Source organism: Curtobacterium sp. 458 (assembly GCF_030406605.1).
GTDB lineage: Bacteria > Actinomycetota > Actinomycetes > Actinomycetales > Microbacteriaceae > Curtobacterium.
Map to the genome: position 1 here is coordinate 3630290 of NZ_CP129104.1, position 17104 is coordinate 3647393.

A 17104-nucleotide genomic window follows, 5' to 3' on the forward strand; every position below is an offset into this window, starting at 1 on the left:
GCGGTGGTGAGTGCTGCCGAGGGTCAGGGCAGCCGAGGGTCAGGGCAGCCGAGGGTCAGGGCATGGTCGCGGGGTGCGCGACGGTCAGTGCGGTGCCGTCGAGGTCCGTCGGCACCTCCACGATGCTCGTGACCCCCCGTGCGGTGCGGAGCGTCTCGTCGGCGAGTCGGGAACGCAGGACCACCTGCGGCCCACGGCCGTCCTCCGACGACTCGGCGAGTGCGAGCCACGCGGCGGCGAACCGGCCACCGGGCGCGCAGTCGGCTCGGGTGCCGTAGCGGGGCGACCCGTCGGCCAGCACGTCGTCGAGGACGAGCGCGGTCGACGGCGGTGCCACCGGTGCGGCGATCCCCTTGCGGGCGAGGGCGGCGAAGGCCTCCCCCGCCGGCTTGAGCGCGCCGTCGTTGGTGAACAGGCCGAGGTCGTACTCGAGCTCGGGGAAGTCCGCGAGCGACCGGGAGACGTCGTGCGAGCACCACCACGTGACGCCGAGGACGTCCTGCGCGCCGGCGACGTGGCGGATCGTCTGCTCCGTGAACGCCGCGGCGTCCGCGGGTGGGACGACGTTCGTCGGCGCGCCGACCTCCTGCAACCAGTTCGGCCGACGGGGCTCCCGGTTCCAGGCCGCCGCGAGCTGCAGCAGGTACTCCCCGTGCCGGACCGACCCGGCGCCGAGCGGGCCGTGCAGCGCCGCCGTCCCGTTGAACACCCACGAGTGCGTGACCGTGGCGTCGCCGTGGTCCGCCGCGTGCTCCGGGCCGAAGGGCTGTGCGTCGTCGTACCAGGCCGCGTCGTACTGCGCGACGGTGACCAGCGGACCCGGACGCGACCCGGCGAGGGCGGAGGCCGACGGGTCGGAGCCGAGCCGCGCCTCCAGGCCGGACGCACCGGACGCGCCGGACGCACCGGACGCGAGCCCGGAACGCGCAGCCGCGACCATCGCCGCGGCCCAGGCGTGCCCCTGCTCCGCCGTGGTGTCGTGCGGGGCCGGGTGCGGGGCGTGCGCGAACTGGTTGACCTCGTTGCCGATCGAGATGCCGAGCAGGTTCGGCTGGTCCGCGACCGCTGCGGCGAGCGCCTCGACGTACGCGGCGGTCGATGCGACGACGTCCGGGTCGGTGAACATGTTCCGTCGGTGCCAGCTGTCGAGCCAGGACGGCACGAAGTCGAAGCTCGACAGGTGGCCCTGCAACGCGTCGACGTTCACGTCGAGGCCGAACGACCCCGCGATGTCGACGACGGTCGCGACGTCGCGCAGCGCCGAGGCCCGGATGAGCGTCCGGTTCGGCTGCACGACCGGCCAGAGCGGGAAGATCCGCACGTGGTCCGCGCCGAGTGACGCGATCGCCTCGAGGTCGCGCGCGGTGTCCGACGGCGAGAAGTCGAGCCAGGAGTGGAACCAGCCGACGGCCGGTGTGTAGTTGACGCCGAAGCGCATCAGCCCTTCACCCCGCCCTCTTCGACGCCCTTGAAGAAGAAGCGCTGCAGCACCGCGAAGATCACCGCGATCGGGATGAACGCGATCATCGTGCCGGCCGCGATCATGCGCTGGTCGGTGGCGAACGTGCCCTGGAGGTACTGCAGACCGACCGTGAGCGTCAGGTTCTGCGGCGACTGCAGCACGATGAGCGGCCAGAGGAAGTCGTCCCACGCCCCGATGAACGAGAAGATCGCGATCACGGCGATGGTGCCCTGCACGGCGGGCAGCGAGATGTACCGCAGGCGCTGCATCGCGTTCGCACCATCCATCACCGCGGCCTGGTCGATCTCCTCGGGGATCTGCCGGAACGCGTTGAACATGAGCAGCACGTTGAGCGCCGCGATCATGCCGGGCAGCGCGACACCGACGAGGTTGTCGGCGAGGCCGAGGTCCTTCACGGTGACGAACTGGCTGATGATCGTGGCCTCGCCCGGCAGCACGAGGGTGGCGAGGAAGAGCCCGAGGACGGCCTTCCGGAAGCGCCACTGCAGGCGAGCGAGGGCGAAGCCGGCGAGCGTCGCGAACACGATGTTGCCGAACACGTCGATCGCGGCGACGAGCAGCGAGTTGCCGATGTACCGCCAGACCGGGATCGCGGCCGCCACCTTGAGGTAGTTCTCGATGGTCGGCTCGGTCGGGATGAACGACGGGTTCGCGGTGTAGATGTCCTCGCCGGCGCCCTTGAGCGAGGTCGAGAGCTGCCAGAGGAACGGGCCGATCGTGATGAAGAGGACGACGATCAGCAGGACGTAGCGGACCACCTTCTCGCGGGTGGACATGACGCCCCACACCTGGCGGCGGCGGCGCCGTCCATCGCGTCCGTCCGGCCTGGAGGCGCGGTCCGGTTCCGTCGCGCCGGTCACGTCCGGCGCGGGGGCCGCCACGCCGGCGGCGCCTCCGATGACCGGCTCGGTCGTGTTGGTCGTGTTCGTCACTTGTCGGCCTTGCTGTTCATGCGGGCGAGGGCGAGCATCGGGATGAGCGTCACGACGAAGAGCAGGAGGCTCAGGGCGGACGCGTAGCCGAGGTTGCCGGTGAACCCGCGGGCGTACTGCTGGATGAGCATGACGAGCGAGTTGTCCTGCCCGCCGGGCCCACCCGTGCCGTTGGTGAGGATGTAGAGCTCGCTGAACACCCGGAGCGCGCTGACGCACACCAGGATGCCGACGAGCGTCATCGTCCCGCGGACCCCGGGCATCGTGACCGACCAGAACCGCCGCACGGCACCGGCGCCGTCGAGCGCCGCGGCCTCGTGCAGGTCCTTGCCGACGTTCCCGAGGGCCGCGAGGAAGATGATCATGTAGTAGCCGAGGCCCTTCCAGACCGTCAGGCTGATCGCGCTGATGAGCAGCAGCCACCGGTCGGTGAGGAACGGGATGCCCGCGCCTCCGAGGGCCTTCACGATCTCGTTGATGACCCCGCGGTCGTCGAGGATCCAGGTCCAGATGAGGCCGACGACGACCGCGGAGGCGATCACGGGCGTGTAGTACGCCGTGCGGAAGAACGCGATGCCGGGGAGCTTCTGCTGCACGAGCACCGCGATGAGCAGCGGCAGCACGGTCAGCAGCGGCAGGCAGACCGCCATGTAGATGACGCTGTTGAGGAGCGCCTCCCACACCTGCGGATCGCCGAGCAGGGTCCTGAAGTTCGCGAGACCCACCCACTGGCTCACGCCCCCGAGGGGGCTGGCGTTGGTGAACGACAGCCGGACGGTGTTGATCGACGGCCAGAGGCTGAACGCGAGCAGCCAGACGAGTGCCGGCAGGACGAGCAGCCAGGGCGTGAACCAGCGGTTGGCGCGCATCAGCCGTTGGCCAGGAGGGTGTTCATCTTGGTCTGCGCCGTCTGGAGGGCCTTCTCCGGCGAGACCTGGCCCTTCATGGCGAGGGCGATCTGCTGGTCGAGGAAGTCCGTCATCGCGGAGTTCGCCTCGACCGGGTTGAGCACCTTCGCCTGCTTGAGCGCCTCGTTCGCGAGGACGCGCGCCTTGCCGTTCACGGTGCCGTCGTCCTTCGAGAAGTACGGGTCGGACTGCGACGACGTGGTCGAGGGGAAGATGTTCACCAGGTGCGCGAACGCCTCCTGGTTCTTCGCGTTCGTCATGTACTGCGCGAACGCCTCGGCCGTGGCGAGGTGCTTCGACTTCGACGACACGGACAGGCCCTGCACGTAGAGCGGCGGGGTGTCGAGCGCGGGGCTCACCGTGACGTTGCCCTTGAGCGACGGGTTGTTCTTGACCATGTCGGACAGGGCCGTCGCGCCGCCGGTGGTCCAGGCGACCTTCTGCTGGGTGAACAGCGTCGAGTTGCCCAGGTAGTCGCTGTTCAGGACGTTCGAGGGCATGTAGCCGTCCTGGTACGCGGTCTTGTAGCGGCCGATGAGGTCGGCGGCCTTCGACGAGTCGGCGAAGGTGAACTTCGTGCCGTCGCTGTTGAGGACCTTGACGCCGGCGAGGGTGAAGTCACCGAGGCCGGGCTTGCGGCTCATCAGGTAGTCGTCGGGGCACTTCTCGTGCATCGTCTTCGCCTGCGTGAAGAGGTCGTCGGTGGTCTTCGGCGGGTTGTCCGCGTCGAGGCCGCACTTGTCGAACATCGTCGTGTTCCAGTAGTCGACGTCGGTGTTGAGGTACCAGGGGTAGCCGTACGTGCCGTCGAGCCCCTTGTACTCGTACGAGTCGAGCGCACCGGAGACGTAGGTGCTCGCGAGCTTGCTGTCGTCCTTCGACACGTCCTGCAGGAACCCGCGCTTGGCGAGCGGCAGGGCGATGTCCGGCGGCAGGTTGATGACGTCCGGCAGCGTGTTCGAGGACGCCTGGCTGAGCACCTTGTCCGCGTAGCCGTCGCCGGGCTGGTCCTGCAGCTTGACCTTCGCGTCGGGGTGCTCCTTCTCGAAGCCCTTGATGACCCCGTTGAGGTAGTCCGTGTAGGTCGGCGTCAGCGCCCAGGTCTGGAGCGTGATCGTGCCATCGATCTTCCCGCTGCTGCCGGTGGCCGCGCCGCCGCCGCTCGAGCAACCGGTCAGGGCGAGTGCTGCCGCTGCAGCCGTGGCGAGCAGGGCGACGGCGCCGCCCCGCTTGCGTGTCGTGGTCCTCATGGGATGTGACTCCTTCGTCATCGTGCTCAAACGGTTCAGTTGCTGTCGCCGAACCAGCGCGTGGCAGCGACGATGCACGACTAAAACGCTATAGTCAAGCCGTGGCCCCGAAACGCCGGACGACGATCGCCGACATCGCAGCGCGTGCCGGCGTGTCCATCAGCGCGGTCTCCTTCGCGCTCAACGACCGTCCCGGGGTCTCCCCCGAGACCCGGCTCCGGGTGCAGCAGATCGCCCGCGAGCTCGACTGGCAGCCGCACACCGCTGCGCGCGCACTCGGTGGCGCGAAGGCGGGGTCGATCGGCTTCGTGCTGAACCGCCCCGCGCGCACACTCGGCACCGAGTCGTTCTTCGGCGACCTCATCTCCGGCATCCAGCTCGGGCTCGCCGGCAGCCACGTCGGCATGAACCTCCTCGTCGCCCGTGACGCGGACGAGGAACTGGCGACCTACCGCGACTGGTGGCGCGGGCACCGGGTCGACGGCGTCATCGTCATCGACCCGCGCCGCGACGACCCGCGGCTGGCCCTGCTCGCCGAGCTCGGGATGCCGACCGTCGTCGTGGGGTCGCACCCGTCCCCCGCGGGCTCGGCCCCGTCGGTCTGGATCGACGACTCCGACGCGACCGACACCGTCCTGCGCTACCTGCTCGCGCTCGGACACCGGCGGATCGCGCACGTCGCCGGGCGTCCGGAGTACGAGCACACCGCGATGCGGATCGAGCGGGTGCGGTCCTTCGCCGTCGCCGGCGACCTCGAGGACGCGGTGTCCGTGCCGACCGACTACTCGGCCGAGGCGGGCGCCCGGGCCACCCGGGAGCTCCTGTCCCGCCGGGACCGCCCGACCGCGATCGTCTACGACAACGACGTCCTCGCCGTCGCCGGGCTCGGGGTGGCGAGCGAGATGGGCGTGCACGTCCCCGGCGACGTGTCGATCGTGTCGTTCGACGACTCCGCGATGGTCCGGCTCGTGCGGCCGGCGATCACCTCGCTCACCCGCGACACGGTCGAGCTCGGGCAGCGTGCGGCCACCCTGCTCCGCGCCCAGATCGACGCACCGGGACCCCTGCCGTCCCAGCCCGGACCGGCCCTGACGCTCAGTGTGCGCGAGTCCACGGGGACGGTCCGCGACGCACGGTGACGCCTACCGGAGTCCGCACAACGCACTGCATTGACATGTGCGGACATCCCGAGGATCGTTTACGCCACACCGGTACTGCAAGTAACTCGATGATCGAGACTTTCGGTCACGCGAGCAACGTACTGGAAGGAGGCACCATGAAGAAGAGCGAGGTGCCGTCCTGGGTCGCGCACGTGCTCACCCCGCCCGAGGTCATCTCGGCCTACGTCGAACGTCGGGTCAACGACCCGTCGCTCCTGTCGGGTGAGTCGTCAGAACCCACGTACGCGGACTTCCTCCGCGACGAGTAGGCGGGTCTTGTCCGGACTGGAGGCCCTGCTCGCGTTCCGTCCGTACGGAACGTGGTGCGGGCCTCCGGTCCGAGTCCGGGCCACTTCCCCCCGCACTGTCCCTGACCACCGTCTCCGGCAGCTTCAGGCGCGCCTGCGGCGTGCGGACAGCGTGACGCCGACGCTCGCGGCCGTCACGCAGGCGAGCGCCGCCACCTCCTGGGCCGACAGTCCCTCGGCGAGGACGACCAGTCCTGCCAGCGCCGCGATCGCCGGCCCGAGGCTCTGCAGCACACCGAACACCCGTGTCGGCATCCGGCGGAGCGCGAGCATCTCCAGCGCGTAGGGCAGCACGCTCGACAGGACCGCGACGGCGCCGAACACGAGCAGCAGCGACGGATCCGCCGCGACACCACGCACGGCCTCGCCAGCACCGAACGGCAGCGCCACCAGCATCGCGACGAGCATCGACACCGCGAGGCCGTCCACGCCGGGGATCGCCTGCCCGACGTGCCGGTTCATCACGATGTAGCCCGCCCAGCACCCCGCCGCGAGGACCGCGAAGAGCACCCCGGCCACGGACGTGACGGCGGACGGCCCGACCCCGAGCAGCACGACGCCGGCGAGCGCGAGCAGGGCCCAGAGCGCGTCCCGCCAACGTCTGGTGTGCACGAGCGAGAGGGTGAGCGGCCCCAGGAACTCGATCGTCACCGCGACCCCGATGGGGATGCTCGCGAACGCGACGTAGATGAAGACGTTCATGCCGCCGAGCGCGACCCCGAGTGCGACGGCGCCGAGCCACTGCGCTCGTGTCCAGTGCCGCACCCGTGGCCGCACGACGAGGGCGAGGACGACGGCACCGATCACCAGGCGGAGCGCCGCGGCCCCGACGGAACCGACCTCGTCGAAGCGGGTCTTCGCGATCGCCGCACCGAGCTGGACGGAGACGATCGCCGCGAGGGCGAGGAGCGGGGCGGGGACGCGCGTCACGGGTGTCGCGCTCAGCCGAGGTAGGCGAGCACGGCGAGGACGCGGCGGTGGTCCTCCCCGGTGTCCTCGAGGGCGAGCTTGCCGAAGATGCTCGACACGTGCTTCTCCACGGCCCCGGTGCCGATGACGAGCGCGCGGGCGATGGCCGCGTTCGTGCGCCCCTCGGCCATGAGTCCCAGGACCTCCCGTTCACGCGGTGTGAGGGCCGCGAGCGGGTCGCGGCGGCGGCTCATGAGCTGCGTGACGACCTCGGGGTCGAGGACCGTCCCGCCGGAGGCGATCCGACGCACCGCGTCGTCGATCTCCTCGAGCCGGGTCACGCGGTCCTTGAGGAGGTAGCCGATGCCGGTCGCCCCGGCGGCGAGGACGTCCTCGGCGTAGGTGGCCTCCACGTACTGGGAGAGCAGGAGGACACCGGTGCGCGGGCTCACACGTCGGGTCTCGACCGCTGCCCGGACCCCCTCGTCCGTGAAGGTCGGGGGCATCCGGACGTCCATCACCACCACGTCGGGGGCGTCCTCCGGCAGCGTTGCCAGGAACGAGGCCGCGTCGGCGTGCTGTCCGACGACGTCGATGCCTGCCTCGTCGAGCACGCGCGCCAGGCCCTCGCGGAGGAGCACGGCATCGTCGACGACGACGGCCCGGATGCGTGCTGCACCCGGGCCGTCGCTCATGCCGACGATCCTACCGACCTACCGGTGCTGGACCGGCACCCCGTTCAGCGCACCGAGCGGGATGCGGGCGGTGGCCTCGGTCGGGCCACCCTCCGGGCTCGACACGGTGAGTTCGCCGTCGAGGGCGCGCATCCGGCCCATCAGCCCCTCGATGCCGTGGCCCTCCTCGGGACGGGCACCGCCGCGGCCGTCGTCGGTGACGCTGACGGTGAGGTACCAGACACCCGAGGCATCGACCACGAGGCCGAGGTACACCGCCGCCGTGGAGGCTCCGGCGTGCTTCGTCGTGTTCGTGAGCAGCTCGCTCACGGTGAAGTACACGTTGCGCTGGATCTCGGTCGCGAGCTCCAGGCCGTCCGGCAGGCGGACCTCGAGCCCGACGGGGATCGGCGTCCGGGCGACGAGGGCCTCGAGGGCGGCGACGAGCCCGCGGTCGAGCAGGATCGGCGGTGCGAACCCGCGGGACAGCGCCCGCAGCTCGTCGAGGGCGTCCTGCGCGTGCGTCGAGGCCTCGCCGATGAGCTGCCGGGCCTTCGCCGGGTCCTTGTCGATCGCACGCTCGGCCGCGGAGAGGTCCATCCGGAGCCGGACGAGGCGCTGCTGCGGGCCGTCGTGCAGGTCGCGCTCGATCTGCCGGAGCGCCTGCCCCTCGGCGGTCACGGCGCCGGCACGGGACGCCTGGAGTCCCGCCACGCGGCGCTCGAGGACCTCGGCACGGAAGCCGCCGAGCAGGCCGAAGTCGATCCACCAGTGCGCGAGTACGGAGCCGCGCGCCCAGAGCGGGAACAGCGCGACCGACGCCGCCATCGAGAGCAGGCCGAGGAACCCGAGCGTCACGACCGAGGCGCTGTCGAGACCGCCGAAGTACCCGGCCGACGCCCGGTTCAGGACGGCGATCCCGCCGACGACGATCGGCCAGGTGAAGCCGGCGATGAGGAGAGCACCGACACCGACGGTGACGAGCGCGGCGATCGGGTAGACCACGGCGGCGTGCAGCAGGTACAGCCAGTAGTGCGGGTTGGCGACGGCCGAACCGGTGCGGGTCCACCAGTTCTGCTGCCACCGGGGCGTCCAGTCCACCGGACGGATCGGGCGCTTGTCGGCCCAGCCGATGCGGAGCTTCTCGAACTGCCCGAGCCACCGCGCGATGAACAGCGCGATGAAGAACATGAGCAGGACGAACGGGTTGAACAGGTCGCGGAAGCCACCGCCGAACACCGCCGCGGGGAACGCCGCGTAGAGGGTGCAGAGCAGCACCGCGGTGAGGGCCATGTAGCCGAAGTCGCGGGGCAGGCGACGCCAGGCATCACGGTAGAACGCCCCGGCGGTCATCCCGGAGCCGGTACCCCCGACGCCTGCGCTCCCCGCACCCGGACCGCCGGTCACGGGCGGTTGCTGGGACGGCGGCGGAGTGCCCTGCCAGCCGGGTGGCGGGGTCGGCTGCTCGGGCATGGGTCGTGTGGCTCCTGTCGGCAGCGAGTCGTTGAGCGGGACGGTCTCGGCCTGGTCGAGGCGGGCGGTGTCGGTCATGACACCAAGCCTCGCGTCGGGGCCGTCCCCGTCCCATCCTGCCGTCTCCCGGACTCGGGGTGGGGTTATCCCCCGCCCGGGCGTACGCTGCGGTCATGCACAGGAGCACGGGGGAACGCTGGATCGCACTCGCTGCCGTGGTCGCGGCCCTCGCTCCGGCGGCCCGGGGTGCGCTGGAGGCGACGATCGTGTTCGTCCCGCAGACCTGGCTCGTCACCGGCGCGGTCCTCGGCGGCCTCGGCGCCGTGGTCGTCCTCGTGGCGGCCTGGCGGACCCGCGCTCGGGCGACGGTGACCTTCGCGCTCGCCACGCTCCTGTACGCGGTCTCGTGGCCCGTGCCCGGCATCGTGGGGTCGTTCGTGGCGCTCGTCGCGGTCGTGCTCCTCCTGGCGTTCGGTGTCCAGGTGGTCCGCGGTTCGTCGGGCTTCCGACGGGCCCTCGGGTGGATCGTGGCCCTCGGCGGCGGGCTCCTGGTGGTGGCGCACTTCGCACTGAGCTGGTTCGCGCCGCTCGCGGCGGTGTCGCAGGCCGCCCTGAACGTCATCGTCCTGGCGCCCGGTGTCGTGCAGGCCGTGGCCTACGCTGCCGCAGCCGTGCTCTTCCTGCCGCCGCTCCTGCGCCCGGTGCGCGACGTCGCACGCACGCTCTGGTCGACCGCCGAGGTCCGCTGACCGGTCCTCAACACCCGCCGGGCAGCGTCGCGGACGCCGCGCGGTTCGGCGGGCGCCGGGACGTCAGGCGAGTGCCGCGGCAGTCTCCGGGGACTCGTCGGGGAGCGTCCACGCCGACTCGGTCATGCCGCCGCCGCCCCGGATCGAGCGGACGGAGCCGTCGGCCGCTCGGTCGTAGGTCACGTCCTCGTCGATCGAGCCGAAGCGCGGACCGGCCGTCATGCGCAGGGTGTCGGCGTCGACCACCTCGAGTCGGGTGACCCCTTCGAGCGGTGCTGGCGTCATCGGGTCGATCGCGAGCAGGCGGTCCCCGACCCGGGCGACGTCGGTGATGCCCCACGGGTTCGCGAACCGACCGGTGTACGTCTCCGGGTCGACGCCCGTCGGGATGGGCGTCCCCGGTGCCGAGGCGTCCGCGGCCGCGTCGAGCAGGGCGATGGCCGCGTTCGCGATGAGGGTCGCTGGGCCGGCCGCGGCGCTCGTGAGGACCGAGACGACGAGCCCGGACTCCGGGTCGAACCAGGACTGCGTGATGTGTCCCGGGAACCCGCCCGAGTGCCCGCGGACGGCCCGGCCGCCCTGGGTGTCGGTGATGAAGCCGGCACCGTAGCCGCGGGTGCCCTCGGTGTCGGTCGGGCTCCACGCCACGCGCTGGGCAAGGCGCTTCGAGTGGTCCGTCAGCAGGTCGCCCTGACCGATGACGTGCGCGGAGAAGTACCGGACCAGGTCGGACGCGGTGCCGTGGAACCCCGTCGCCGCTGCCAACGCCCGGGTGTCGACGTGTTCGAGGCGGTGCCGGGTCCGGCTGTCGTGCAGGCCCGAGTAGCCGACGACGAACTCGTCGGCGCGGGTCGGGTCCCAGTCGGGGCCGGTGCCGGTCAGCCCGAGCGGGTCGACGATCGAGCTCCGGACGAACTCGCCGTACGACTGCCCGCTCGCCGCCTGGACGACGAGCCCGAGCAGCGCGTAGCCGAGGTTCGAGTAGCCGAACGACGACCCTGCCGGCGCCTTCTGCCCACGGTCGAGCACCAGCGCGAGCAGCTCGTCCTCGTCGGGGAACGGGCGGAGCTGCGACCAGTGGTCCCCGTCGTGCCCGTCCCGGATGACGCCGGCGCCCATCTCCATGAGCTCCCGGATCGTCGCGTCGGCGATCGGCGATCCGCCCTCCACCAGTGCGGGGACGTACCGACCGACCGGGTCGTCGAGCCGGATCGCCCCGCGCTCGGCGAGCTGCAGGAGTGCGGTGGCGGTGAACGTCTTCGAGTGCGAGGCGATCCGGAAGATGCTCGTCGTGGTGAGGGGTCGCCGCGCCTCGACGTCGGCCCAGCCCCACGCCTCCGAGAACAGCTCCTCACCGCGGAACCCGATCGCGACCTGCACGCCGGGCACCCGGAGCTGCCAGACCTTGTACGACACCCACTCGCGGATGTACGGCAGGACGGTCTCGTACGCGGCGCGGTTCGTCATGTGCTCCACCCTGGCATGTGCCACGCTCGACCCATGCGGCACACACCCCACTTCCTCATGACCGACGTCGCCGAGGTCCGTCGGCTCATCGCCGCGAGTCCGTGGGCCACGATCGTGTCGCACACCGACGCCGGGCTCGTCGCCTCGCACTACCCGGTGCTGCTCGACACCACGGCGGGCGGCGACGACGAGATCGTCCTCGTCTCCCACGTCGGCCGCCCCGACGAGGTCGCGCACGAGCTCGGGCAGCACGAGGTCCTCGTCGTGTTCCAGGGACCGCACGGCTACGTCTCCCCCGCCTGGTACCCGCCCGAGCAGTTCGTCCCGACCTGGAACCACGTCACCGCCCACTGCTGGGGCACGCCGGAGATCCTCTCGGACGACGAGAACTTCCGCGTCCTCGGCGAACTCGTCGACCACTTCGAGCAGCGCATGCCGGAACCGGTCTCCCTCGACGTCGACCAGGAGACCGCCCGCCGCATCGCCCTCGGCACCGTGGGCATCCGCATCCGCGTCACCCGGTTCGACGCCCGCGCCAAGCTGTCGCAGAACAAGGCACCCGAGGTCGTCGAGCGGATCATCGCGGGCCTCCGTGGCGACGGCCCCTACGCGTCGCCGGCGCTCGGCGACGAGATGGCCAGAGCACACGCCGTACGCGTGACCGGCCGGGAGGCGCAGGGCCCACGCCGCCGGTTCCGGGCCGACGCGCCAGCGGCGGACCGGCCGTGACGGTGGGGATGACCGAGACACTGCTCCGCACCGTCCGCCGGGTGGGCACCTCGGGCGCCCCGTCCGACGTCCGTGTCGTCGACGGGCGGGTCACCGCGATCGCCCCGGCCGGGACGCTCGAGCCGTCCGGCCCCGACACCGACGTCGTCGAGGCGTCCGGCGCGTGGCTCGGCCCTGGGCTCGTCGACCACCACGTGCACTTCGACCAGTGGGCGCTCGTGCGCCGGCGGGTCGACGTCTCCGGCTGTGACTCCGCCGAGGCGACCGCCGCCCTCCTGGCGGACGCGGCCCGGACCGGCGTGACGGACCGTGTGCTCGTCGCCCACGGCTACCGAGACGGGATGTGGCCACGCCCCGCGCGACGTGCGCTGCTCGACCAGGCCGCACCGGGCCTCCCGGTCGTCGTGATCAGTGCGGACCTGCACGCCGTGTGGTGCAACGCCCTCGCGCTGCAGCACTTCGCCGCGCTCGTCGGCCGGCCGCTCGCGGCGGGCGAGGACGGCGTCCTGCGCGAGCAGGACGCGTTCGACGTGACCGGCGCGTTGTCGCGTGTGCCGGACGACGTGCTCGACGGTTACGTCGCGGACGCCGTCGAGGCCGCTGCGGCGCGCGGCGTGACGCGGGTGCGCGACCTCGAGATGGTGTTCGGGATCGACCGGTGGACGCGGCGCGTGCAGGCCGGCACCGACGGCCTGCGGGTCGACTCCGGCGTGTACCCGGGCGAGCTCGACGCGGCGATCGAGCGGGGGCTGCGGAGCGGCGACGGCGTCCCGGGCACCCGGGGCCTCGTCCGGATGGGTCCGTTCAAGGTGATCACCGACGGGTCGCTCGGCACGAGGACCGCGGCGATGGCCTCGGGCGAGGGTGTGCTCGCGTACGCGTTCGAGGACCTCGTCGCGATGGTCCGCCGCGCCGTCGATGCCGGACTCGTCCCCGCGGTGCACGCGATCGGCGACCGGGCGAACACCCTCGCGCTCGACGTGTTCGAGGCCGTCGGTGCCCGCGGCACGATCGAGCACGCCCAGCTCCTCGAGGTGGACGACGTCGAGCGGTTCGCCCGGCTCGGCGTGGCGGCGTCCGTGCAGCCCGAGCACGCGATGGACGACCGGGACATCGCGGACCGCCACTGGGCTGGTGCGACGGACCGGGCGTTCCCGTTCGCGTCCCTCGACCGTGCCGGTGCGACGCTGTTGCTCGGGTCGGACGCGCCCGTCGCACCGCTCGACCCCTGGGTGTCGATGGCTGCCGCGGTGGGGCGCGACCGTGACGGCCGCGAGCCGTGGCACCCCGCCGAGCGACTCGCTGCGGTGACCGCGTGGCGCGGGTCGACCGAGGGCCGGCGGGTCGGTGTGTCCGTCGGTGACGCGGCGGACCTGGTGCTGCTCGGGGCCGATCCGCTCGCGGCGTCCTCGTCGACCGAGCTGCGCGGGATGCCCGTGCTCGGGACGGCGATCGCGGGGCGGTTCACGTACCTCGACGTGTGACCCGGGCTACTTCTGGTCCTTCGGGCACCAGTACAGCTTGCGGCCGGCCATGTCCGCCATCCGGACCTCGGTGCCGCAGACCCGGCAGGGCTCGCCCTGGCGGTGGTACACCCAGTGGCGGTCCTTCCGCGACCGCACGGCTTTGGCGTGCTCGGCCTTCGAGAGGCCGTCCATTGTGAGCATGAGGCCGTCACGGACACCCGCGTGGAGGAGCACCGACCAGTCCTGCCACAGTGCCTTCGCCTGCTTGACCGTCAGCGTGTTCCCCGGCTTGTACGGGTCGATGCGCTGCCGGAACAGCAGCTCGGCACGGTAGATGTTGCCGATCCCGCTCACCACCGACTGGTCCATGAGCAGCTGCCCGATCGCGACGCGGCGCTTTCGGACGTTCTCCACGAAGGTCTTCTCGGCCTCTGGCCCGTCGTCGTTGATCGGGTCCGGGCCGAGCTTGTCGAGCGCCTGCTGCACGCCGGCCGGGTCCTCGACGACGCACGCCGTCGGGCCGCGGAGGTCGGCGACGGTGTCCTCCGTGAGGATGCGGACGCGCACCTGTCCGACCGGGTCCGGCGGGAACGACTCGATCGGGTCCTCCGCCTTCTCCTGCTCGGCCATCCGGTAGCGGGCCAGCCGCGGCGCGCCGATGGACGAGAGCGACTCCTCGCCGTCGCCGTCCTCGGACAGCGCCTCGGCCGAGGAGATCACGCCCGCGAAGTCCCACGCGCCGTACAGGCCGAGGTGCACGCGGAGGAACAGGTCGCCCTCGAACTCGAGGAACATCTGCTTGCCGACCGCGCGGGCCGCGACCATCCGCGCGCCGTCGAGCCGTTCGGCCCCGGCGGCGAAGCGCCCCTGCGGACTGGAGACCTCGCAGCGCTTGCCGACGAAGTGCCGGGTGAACTGGTTGGCGATGCGGTGGACGGAGTGACCCTCGGGCATGGAGCCTGTCTACCCGGCCTACTCGTCGATCTGCTTACCGGCGATGTGCCCCGTCGTCTCGTACTCCGCCAGCTGCGCGATGCGACGGGCGTGGCGCTCCTCGCCCGAGAAGGGCTCCGCGACGAAGAGGTCGACGAAGCGCATGGCCTCGTCCTCGGTGTGCTGGCGGGCGCCGATCGAGATGACGTTCGCGTCGTTGTGCTGGCGGGCGAGCAGCGCGGTCGACTCGTTCCAGACGAGCGCGGCGCGGACGCCCTCGACCTTGTTCGCGGCGATCTGCTCGCCGTTGCCCGAGCCGCCGAACACGACGCCGAGGGCCTCGACCCCGGCACGCTGGTCCTGCACCACGGCGTGCGCGGCGTTGATGCAGAACGAGGGGTAGTCGTCGAGCGCGTCGTACTCGGTCGGCCCGTGGTCCACCACCTCGTGCCCGGCCTCCGTCAGGTGCTGGGCGAGGGTCTTGTTGAACTCGAGGCCGGCGTGGTCCGTTCCGAGGTGGATGCGCATGGCCTCGATCCTATTCCCGCGCCTACCGACCCCTGACCACGACCACGACGTACCGCGTGGGCTCGTCGCCGGTGTTCCGGTAGACGACGTCGGCCGGCTCGCCGAGCTCGATCCGGTCCCCCGTCCCGAGGCGGGTCACCGCGTCGCCGACGACGAGTTCGAGGGTGCCGTCGAGCACCCAGATGCAGTGCCGCAGGAAGGCGTACGCGGACGCCGGGTAGGCCACTTCGCGGCCGGCCGGGAGGCGCACCTCGGTCACGTCCGCGGGGAAGTCCGCACTCGAGACGGGACGGCGCCGGTACCCGGTGTCGGGGTCGGTCCAGGAATCCGCGGTCGCGCCGCGTTGGACGCCGCGCGCCTCGTCGGGATCGCTCGCCCTGGGCACCTCGTGTTCGAGGCTCTCGTCGAGGAGCTGTGACACCGTGAGCCCGAACGCCCCGGAGAGCCGCCCGAGGATCGTCGCGGTCGGGCTGGACACCCCGCGTTCGACGCGGTTGATCATGGCGCGGGAGACGCCCGACTCCTCGGCGAGCTCGGTGAGGCTCCACTTCCGCTCGGTCCGCAGCCGCTGGAGTCGCTCGCCGAGGGCCCGTTCCGCGAGGTCCGACTCGTCGTCTACGATGTGAGACATGGCGACAGCATATGCGACGAACGGAGTGGGCCCGGTCTCGGTGCGGGACTGCGAGCCGCGCGACCTCGACGTCGTCCACGCGCTGCACGTCGATGCCGTCCTGCACTCCACCGCGATCTGGCAGGACGAGCCGCAGCCGCGCGCGTGGTTCGACACCTGGCTCGCGGAGCGACGAGCCGACGGCTTCCCGGTCCTCGTCGCGGAGGTCGACGGCGTCGTCGCCGGGTACTCGACCTACGGGCCGTTCCGACCGAAGGAGGGCTACCGGCACACGGTCGAGCACAGCGTCTACGTGGTCGACCGGTTCCGCGGGCGCGGTGTCGCGACGGTGCTCATGCGCGCCCTGGTCGACCGGGCACGAGCGGACGGCCACCACGTCATGATGGCGGGGATCTGCTCGTCGAACACCGGATCGATCGCGCTGCACGAGCGCCTCGGGTTCACCACCGTGGGCGTGCTGCCCGAGGTGGGGCGGAAGTTCGACCGCTGGCTCGACCTGACGCTCATGCGGTTGTCGCTCGACTGAACCGCCCCCGGGAGCCGCAGCCGCGCGGCGGGAGCGATCCGTGCCTCCCGGCCGCCCCGCGCTCCTGCGCTCCCGCGCTCCCGCGCCCATGCGCTCCTGCGCTCCTGCACAACCAAAGTCAGACCGAACCGGACGATCACATGGTTCCGCGCGTCTTCGGTTGTGCGGCGACCATCCGCACCACGCGTGCGGCGGGGCGGGGGCGACCCGCGCCTCCCGGCCGACCGCCCCGCGCGTCAGGCGGTGGTGTCGAAGATCGGGCCGACGGTCCTCGAGCGCTTGAGCTCGAAGAAGCCCGGGTACTTCGCGACCGCGACGACGCCGTCCCAGAGGTCGAGCGCCTCCTGGCCCTTCGGAGCCGGGGAGATGACCGGTCCGAAGAACGCGGTGCCGTCGACGGCGATCACCGGCGTCCCCACGTCCTGACCGACGCGGTCGATGCCGTCCTGGTGGCTCGCGCGGACGGCCTGGTCGACCTCGTCCGTCCAGGCGTACTCGAGCAGGTCCGCGTCGAGGTCGAGCTCCGCGAGCACGGCGGGGACGACCTGCTCGGGGTCGCTCTCCTGGCGGTGGTGGACGTGCTCCCCGAGGGCGTCGTAGAGCGGCTTCACGACCTGGTCCCCGTGCCGGAGCCGCGCGGCGGCGACGATGCGCGGGTAGACCTGCCCCTTCGTGAGGCGCTCGCGGTAGTCCTCCGGGACGTCCTGGTGCTCGTTCAGCACGAACAGGCTCATCACGTGCCAGGTGACGTCGATCGGGCGCTGCCGCTCGACCTCGCCCACCCACCGGCTCGTCATCCAGGCCCACGGGCAGTTCGGGTCGAACCAGAAGTCCACGGCGGTTCGTTGGGAGGTGTTGTCCACAGTCGTGTCGGTCACGGATGCGAGCGTACGCGCGCTCGCTAGGCTGGAGTCGACCGTCCCGCCGGTGCACGACGCCGCGCCGGGACCCCTCGCACGCGGACAACGACCGTCCGCG

The 17104-nt window shown here is 71.8% G+C and carries 18 protein-coding genes; 6 read left to right on the forward strand and 12 right to left on the reverse strand.

Annotated elements, in window-relative coordinates:
- Window positions 1–55 precede the first annotated feature (55 nt).
- The 4 genes from QPJ90_RS17435 to QPJ90_RS17450 are packed head-to-tail and all read right to left on the reverse strand — an operon-like array spanning window position 56 to window position 4573.
- The gene (locus QPJ90_RS17435; RefSeq protein WP_290132385.1) at window positions 56–1438 is read right to left on the reverse strand and encodes a cellulase family glycosylhydrolase; all 1383 of its coding nucleotides are present in this window, start codon (window positions 1436–1438) and stop codon (window positions 56–58) included.
- A complete protein-coding gene (locus tag QPJ90_RS17440; RefSeq protein WP_290132386.1) occupies window positions 1438–2415 on the reverse strand; it encodes a carbohydrate ABC transporter permease in 978 nt (325 codons plus the stop codon). The genes QPJ90_RS17435 and QPJ90_RS17440 overlap by 1 nt, the downstream gene beginning before the upstream one ends.
- Entirely contained in the window at window positions 2412–3284 is an 873-nt protein-coding gene (locus QPJ90_RS17445) for a sugar ABC transporter permease (protein ID WP_290132387.1), read from the reverse strand. Before QPJ90_RS17445 ends, QPJ90_RS17440 begins: the two co-directional genes overlap by 4 nt.
- Window positions 3284–4573, reverse strand: a complete 1290-nt coding sequence (locus QPJ90_RS17450) for a sugar ABC transporter substrate-binding protein (RefSeq protein ID WP_290132388.1) — start codon at window positions 4571–4573, stop codon at window positions 3284–3286. Before QPJ90_RS17450 ends, QPJ90_RS17445 begins: the two co-directional genes overlap by 1 nt.
- A 101-nt stretch (window positions 4574–4674) precedes the next feature.
- Here QPJ90_RS17450 and QPJ90_RS17455 point away from each other — a divergent pair, with 101 nt between their 5' ends.
- Together QPJ90_RS17455 and QPJ90_RS17460 are read left to right on the forward strand one after the other, a co-directional pair.
- Window positions 4675–5712: a LacI family DNA-binding transcriptional regulator gene (locus tag QPJ90_RS17455; RefSeq protein WP_290132389.1), complete on the forward strand. Its 1038-nt coding sequence runs from the start codon at window positions 4675–4677 to the stop codon at window positions 5710–5712.
- 137 nt (window positions 5713–5849) lie between these two features.
- The gene (locus QPJ90_RS17460; RefSeq protein ID WP_193750422.1) at window positions 5850–6002 is read left to right on the forward strand and encodes a hypothetical protein; all 153 of its coding nucleotides are present in this window, start codon (window positions 5850–5852) and stop codon (window positions 6000–6002) included.
- Window positions 6003–6125: 123 nt separating this feature from the next.
- Here the strand turns inward: QPJ90_RS17460 and QPJ90_RS17465 are convergent, their stop codons facing one another.
- The 3 genes from QPJ90_RS17465 to QPJ90_RS17475 are packed head-to-tail and all read right to left on the reverse strand — an operon-like array spanning window position 6126 to window position 9175.
- Complete coding sequence (locus tag QPJ90_RS17465; protein ID WP_290132390.1) at window positions 6126–6971, reverse strand: EamA family transporter; 846 nt, start codon at window positions 6969–6971, stop codon at window positions 6126–6128.
- A gap of 11 nt (window positions 6972–6982) precedes the next feature.
- Complete coding sequence (locus QPJ90_RS17470; protein WP_290132391.1) at window positions 6983–7645, reverse strand: response regulator transcription factor; 663 nt, start codon at window positions 7643–7645, stop codon at window positions 6983–6985.
- Window positions 7646–7663: 18 nt separating this feature from the next.
- Entirely contained in the window at window positions 7664–9175 is a 1512-nt protein-coding gene (locus QPJ90_RS17475) for a sensor histidine kinase (RefSeq protein ID WP_290132392.1), read from the reverse strand.
- Window positions 9176–9270: 95 nt separating this feature from the next.
- Here QPJ90_RS17475 and QPJ90_RS17480 point away from each other — a divergent pair, with 95 nt between their 5' ends.
- Window positions 9271–9846, forward strand: coding sequence for a hypothetical protein (locus QPJ90_RS17480; protein WP_290132393.1), 576 nt, complete (start codon window positions 9271–9273; stop codon window positions 9844–9846).
- 63 nt (window positions 9847–9909) lie between these two features.
- On the opposite strand, the gene QPJ90_RS17485 is transcribed toward QPJ90_RS17480, so the two are convergent.
- Entirely contained in the window at window positions 9910–11313 is a 1404-nt protein-coding gene (locus QPJ90_RS17485) for a serine hydrolase (protein WP_290132394.1), read from the reverse strand.
- A gap of 33 nt (window positions 11314–11346) precedes the next feature.
- Here QPJ90_RS17485 and QPJ90_RS17490 point away from each other — a divergent pair, with 33 nt between their 5' ends.
- A complete protein-coding gene (locus QPJ90_RS17490; RefSeq protein WP_290132395.1) occupies window positions 11347–12042 on the forward strand; it encodes an FMN-binding negative transcriptional regulator in 696 nt (231 codons plus the stop codon).
- A gap of 8 nt (window positions 12043–12050) precedes the next feature.
- Window positions 12051–13526 carry an amidohydrolase family protein gene (locus tag QPJ90_RS17495; protein WP_290132396.1) on the forward strand — a complete coding sequence of 492 codons (1476 nt, stop codon included), beginning with the start codon at window positions 12051–12053 and terminating at the stop codon, window positions 13524–13526.
- 6 nt (window positions 13527–13532) lie between these two features.
- On the opposite strand, the gene QPJ90_RS17500 is transcribed toward QPJ90_RS17495, so the two are convergent.
- The 3 genes from QPJ90_RS17500 to QPJ90_RS17510 are packed head-to-tail and all read right to left on the reverse strand — an operon-like array spanning window position 13533 to window position 15600.
- Complete coding sequence (locus tag QPJ90_RS17500; RefSeq protein ID WP_290132397.1) at window positions 13533–14462, reverse strand: DNA-formamidopyrimidine glycosylase family protein; 930 nt, start codon at window positions 14460–14462, stop codon at window positions 13533–13535.
- A gap of 18 nt (window positions 14463–14480) precedes the next feature.
- Entirely contained in the window at window positions 14481–14969 is a 489-nt protein-coding gene (locus tag QPJ90_RS17505; RefSeq protein ID WP_290132398.1) for a ribose-5-phosphate isomerase, read from the reverse strand.
- Window positions 14970–14991: 22 nt separating this feature from the next.
- Entirely contained in the window at window positions 14992–15600 is a 609-nt protein-coding gene (locus QPJ90_RS17510; protein ID WP_290132399.1) for an XRE family transcriptional regulator, read from the reverse strand.
- Between QPJ90_RS17510 and QPJ90_RS17515 the strand changes: the two genes are divergently transcribed.
- Window positions 15599–16126: a GNAT family N-acetyltransferase gene (locus QPJ90_RS17515; protein WP_290132400.1), complete on the forward strand. Its 528-nt coding sequence runs from the start codon at window positions 15599–15601 to the stop codon at window positions 16124–16126. The two genes, QPJ90_RS17510 and QPJ90_RS17515, sit on opposite strands and share 2 nt — an antisense overlap.
- Before the next feature lie 236 nt (window positions 16127–16362).
- Here QPJ90_RS17515 and QPJ90_RS17520 read toward each other — a convergent pair whose 3' ends face one another.
- A complete protein-coding gene (locus tag QPJ90_RS17520) occupies window positions 16363–17004 on the reverse strand; it encodes a DsbA family protein (RefSeq protein ID WP_290132401.1) in 642 nt (213 codons plus the stop codon).
- Window positions 17005–17104: the final 100 nt, after the last annotated feature.

Bases quoted from the DNA above. Each gene is read 5' to 3' on its own strand.
- QPJ90_RS17435 (WP_290132385.1), bottom strand. From the start codon at position 1,438: ATGCGCTTCGGCGTCAACTACACACCGGCCGTCGGCTGGTTCCACTCC.
- QPJ90_RS17445 (WP_290132387.1), bottom strand. From the start codon at position 3,284: ATGCGCGCCAACCGCTGGTTCACGCCCTGGCTGCTCGTCCTGCCGGCA.
- QPJ90_RS17450 (WP_290132388.1), bottom strand. From the start codon at position 4,573: ATGAGGACCACGACACGCAAGCGGGGCGGCGCCGTCGCCCTGCTCGCC.
- QPJ90_RS17460 (WP_193750422.1), top strand. From the start codon at position 5,850: ATGAAGAAGAGCGAGGTGCCGTCCTGGGTCGCGCACGTGCTCACCCCG.
- QPJ90_RS17470 (WP_290132391.1), bottom strand. From the start codon at position 7,645: ATGAGCGACGGCCCGGGTGCAGCACGCATCCGGGCCGTCGTCGTCGAC.
- QPJ90_RS17475 (WP_290132392.1), bottom strand. From the start codon at position 9,175: ATGACCGACACCGCCCGCCTCGACCAGGCCGAGACCGTCCCGCTCAAC.
- QPJ90_RS17480 (WP_290132393.1), top strand. From the start codon at position 9,271: ATGCACAGGAGCACGGGGGAACGCTGGATCGCACTCGCTGCCGTGGTC.
- QPJ90_RS17485 (WP_290132394.1), bottom strand. From the start codon at position 11,313: ATGACGAACCGCGCCGCGTACGAGACCGTCCTGCCGTACATCCGCGAG.
- QPJ90_RS17490 (WP_290132395.1), top strand. From the start codon at position 11,347: ATGCGGCACACACCCCACTTCCTCATGACCGACGTCGCCGAGGTCCGT.
- QPJ90_RS17495 (WP_290132396.1), top strand. From the start codon at position 12,051: ATGACCGAGACACTGCTCCGCACCGTCCGCCGGGTGGGCACCTCGGGC.
- QPJ90_RS17500 (WP_290132397.1), bottom strand. From the start codon at position 14,462: ATGCCCGAGGGTCACTCCGTCCACCGCATCGCCAACCAGTTCACCCGG.
- QPJ90_RS17505 (WP_290132398.1), bottom strand. From the start codon at position 14,969: ATGCGCATCCACCTCGGAACGGACCACGCCGGCCTCGAGTTCAACAAG.
- QPJ90_RS17515 (WP_290132400.1), top strand. From the start codon at position 15,599: ATGGCGACAGCATATGCGACGAACGGAGTGGGCCCGGTCTCGGTGCGG.
- QPJ90_RS17510 (WP_290132399.1), bottom strand. From the start codon at position 15,600: ATGTCTCACATCGTAGACGACGAGTCGGACCTCGCGGAACGGGCCCTC.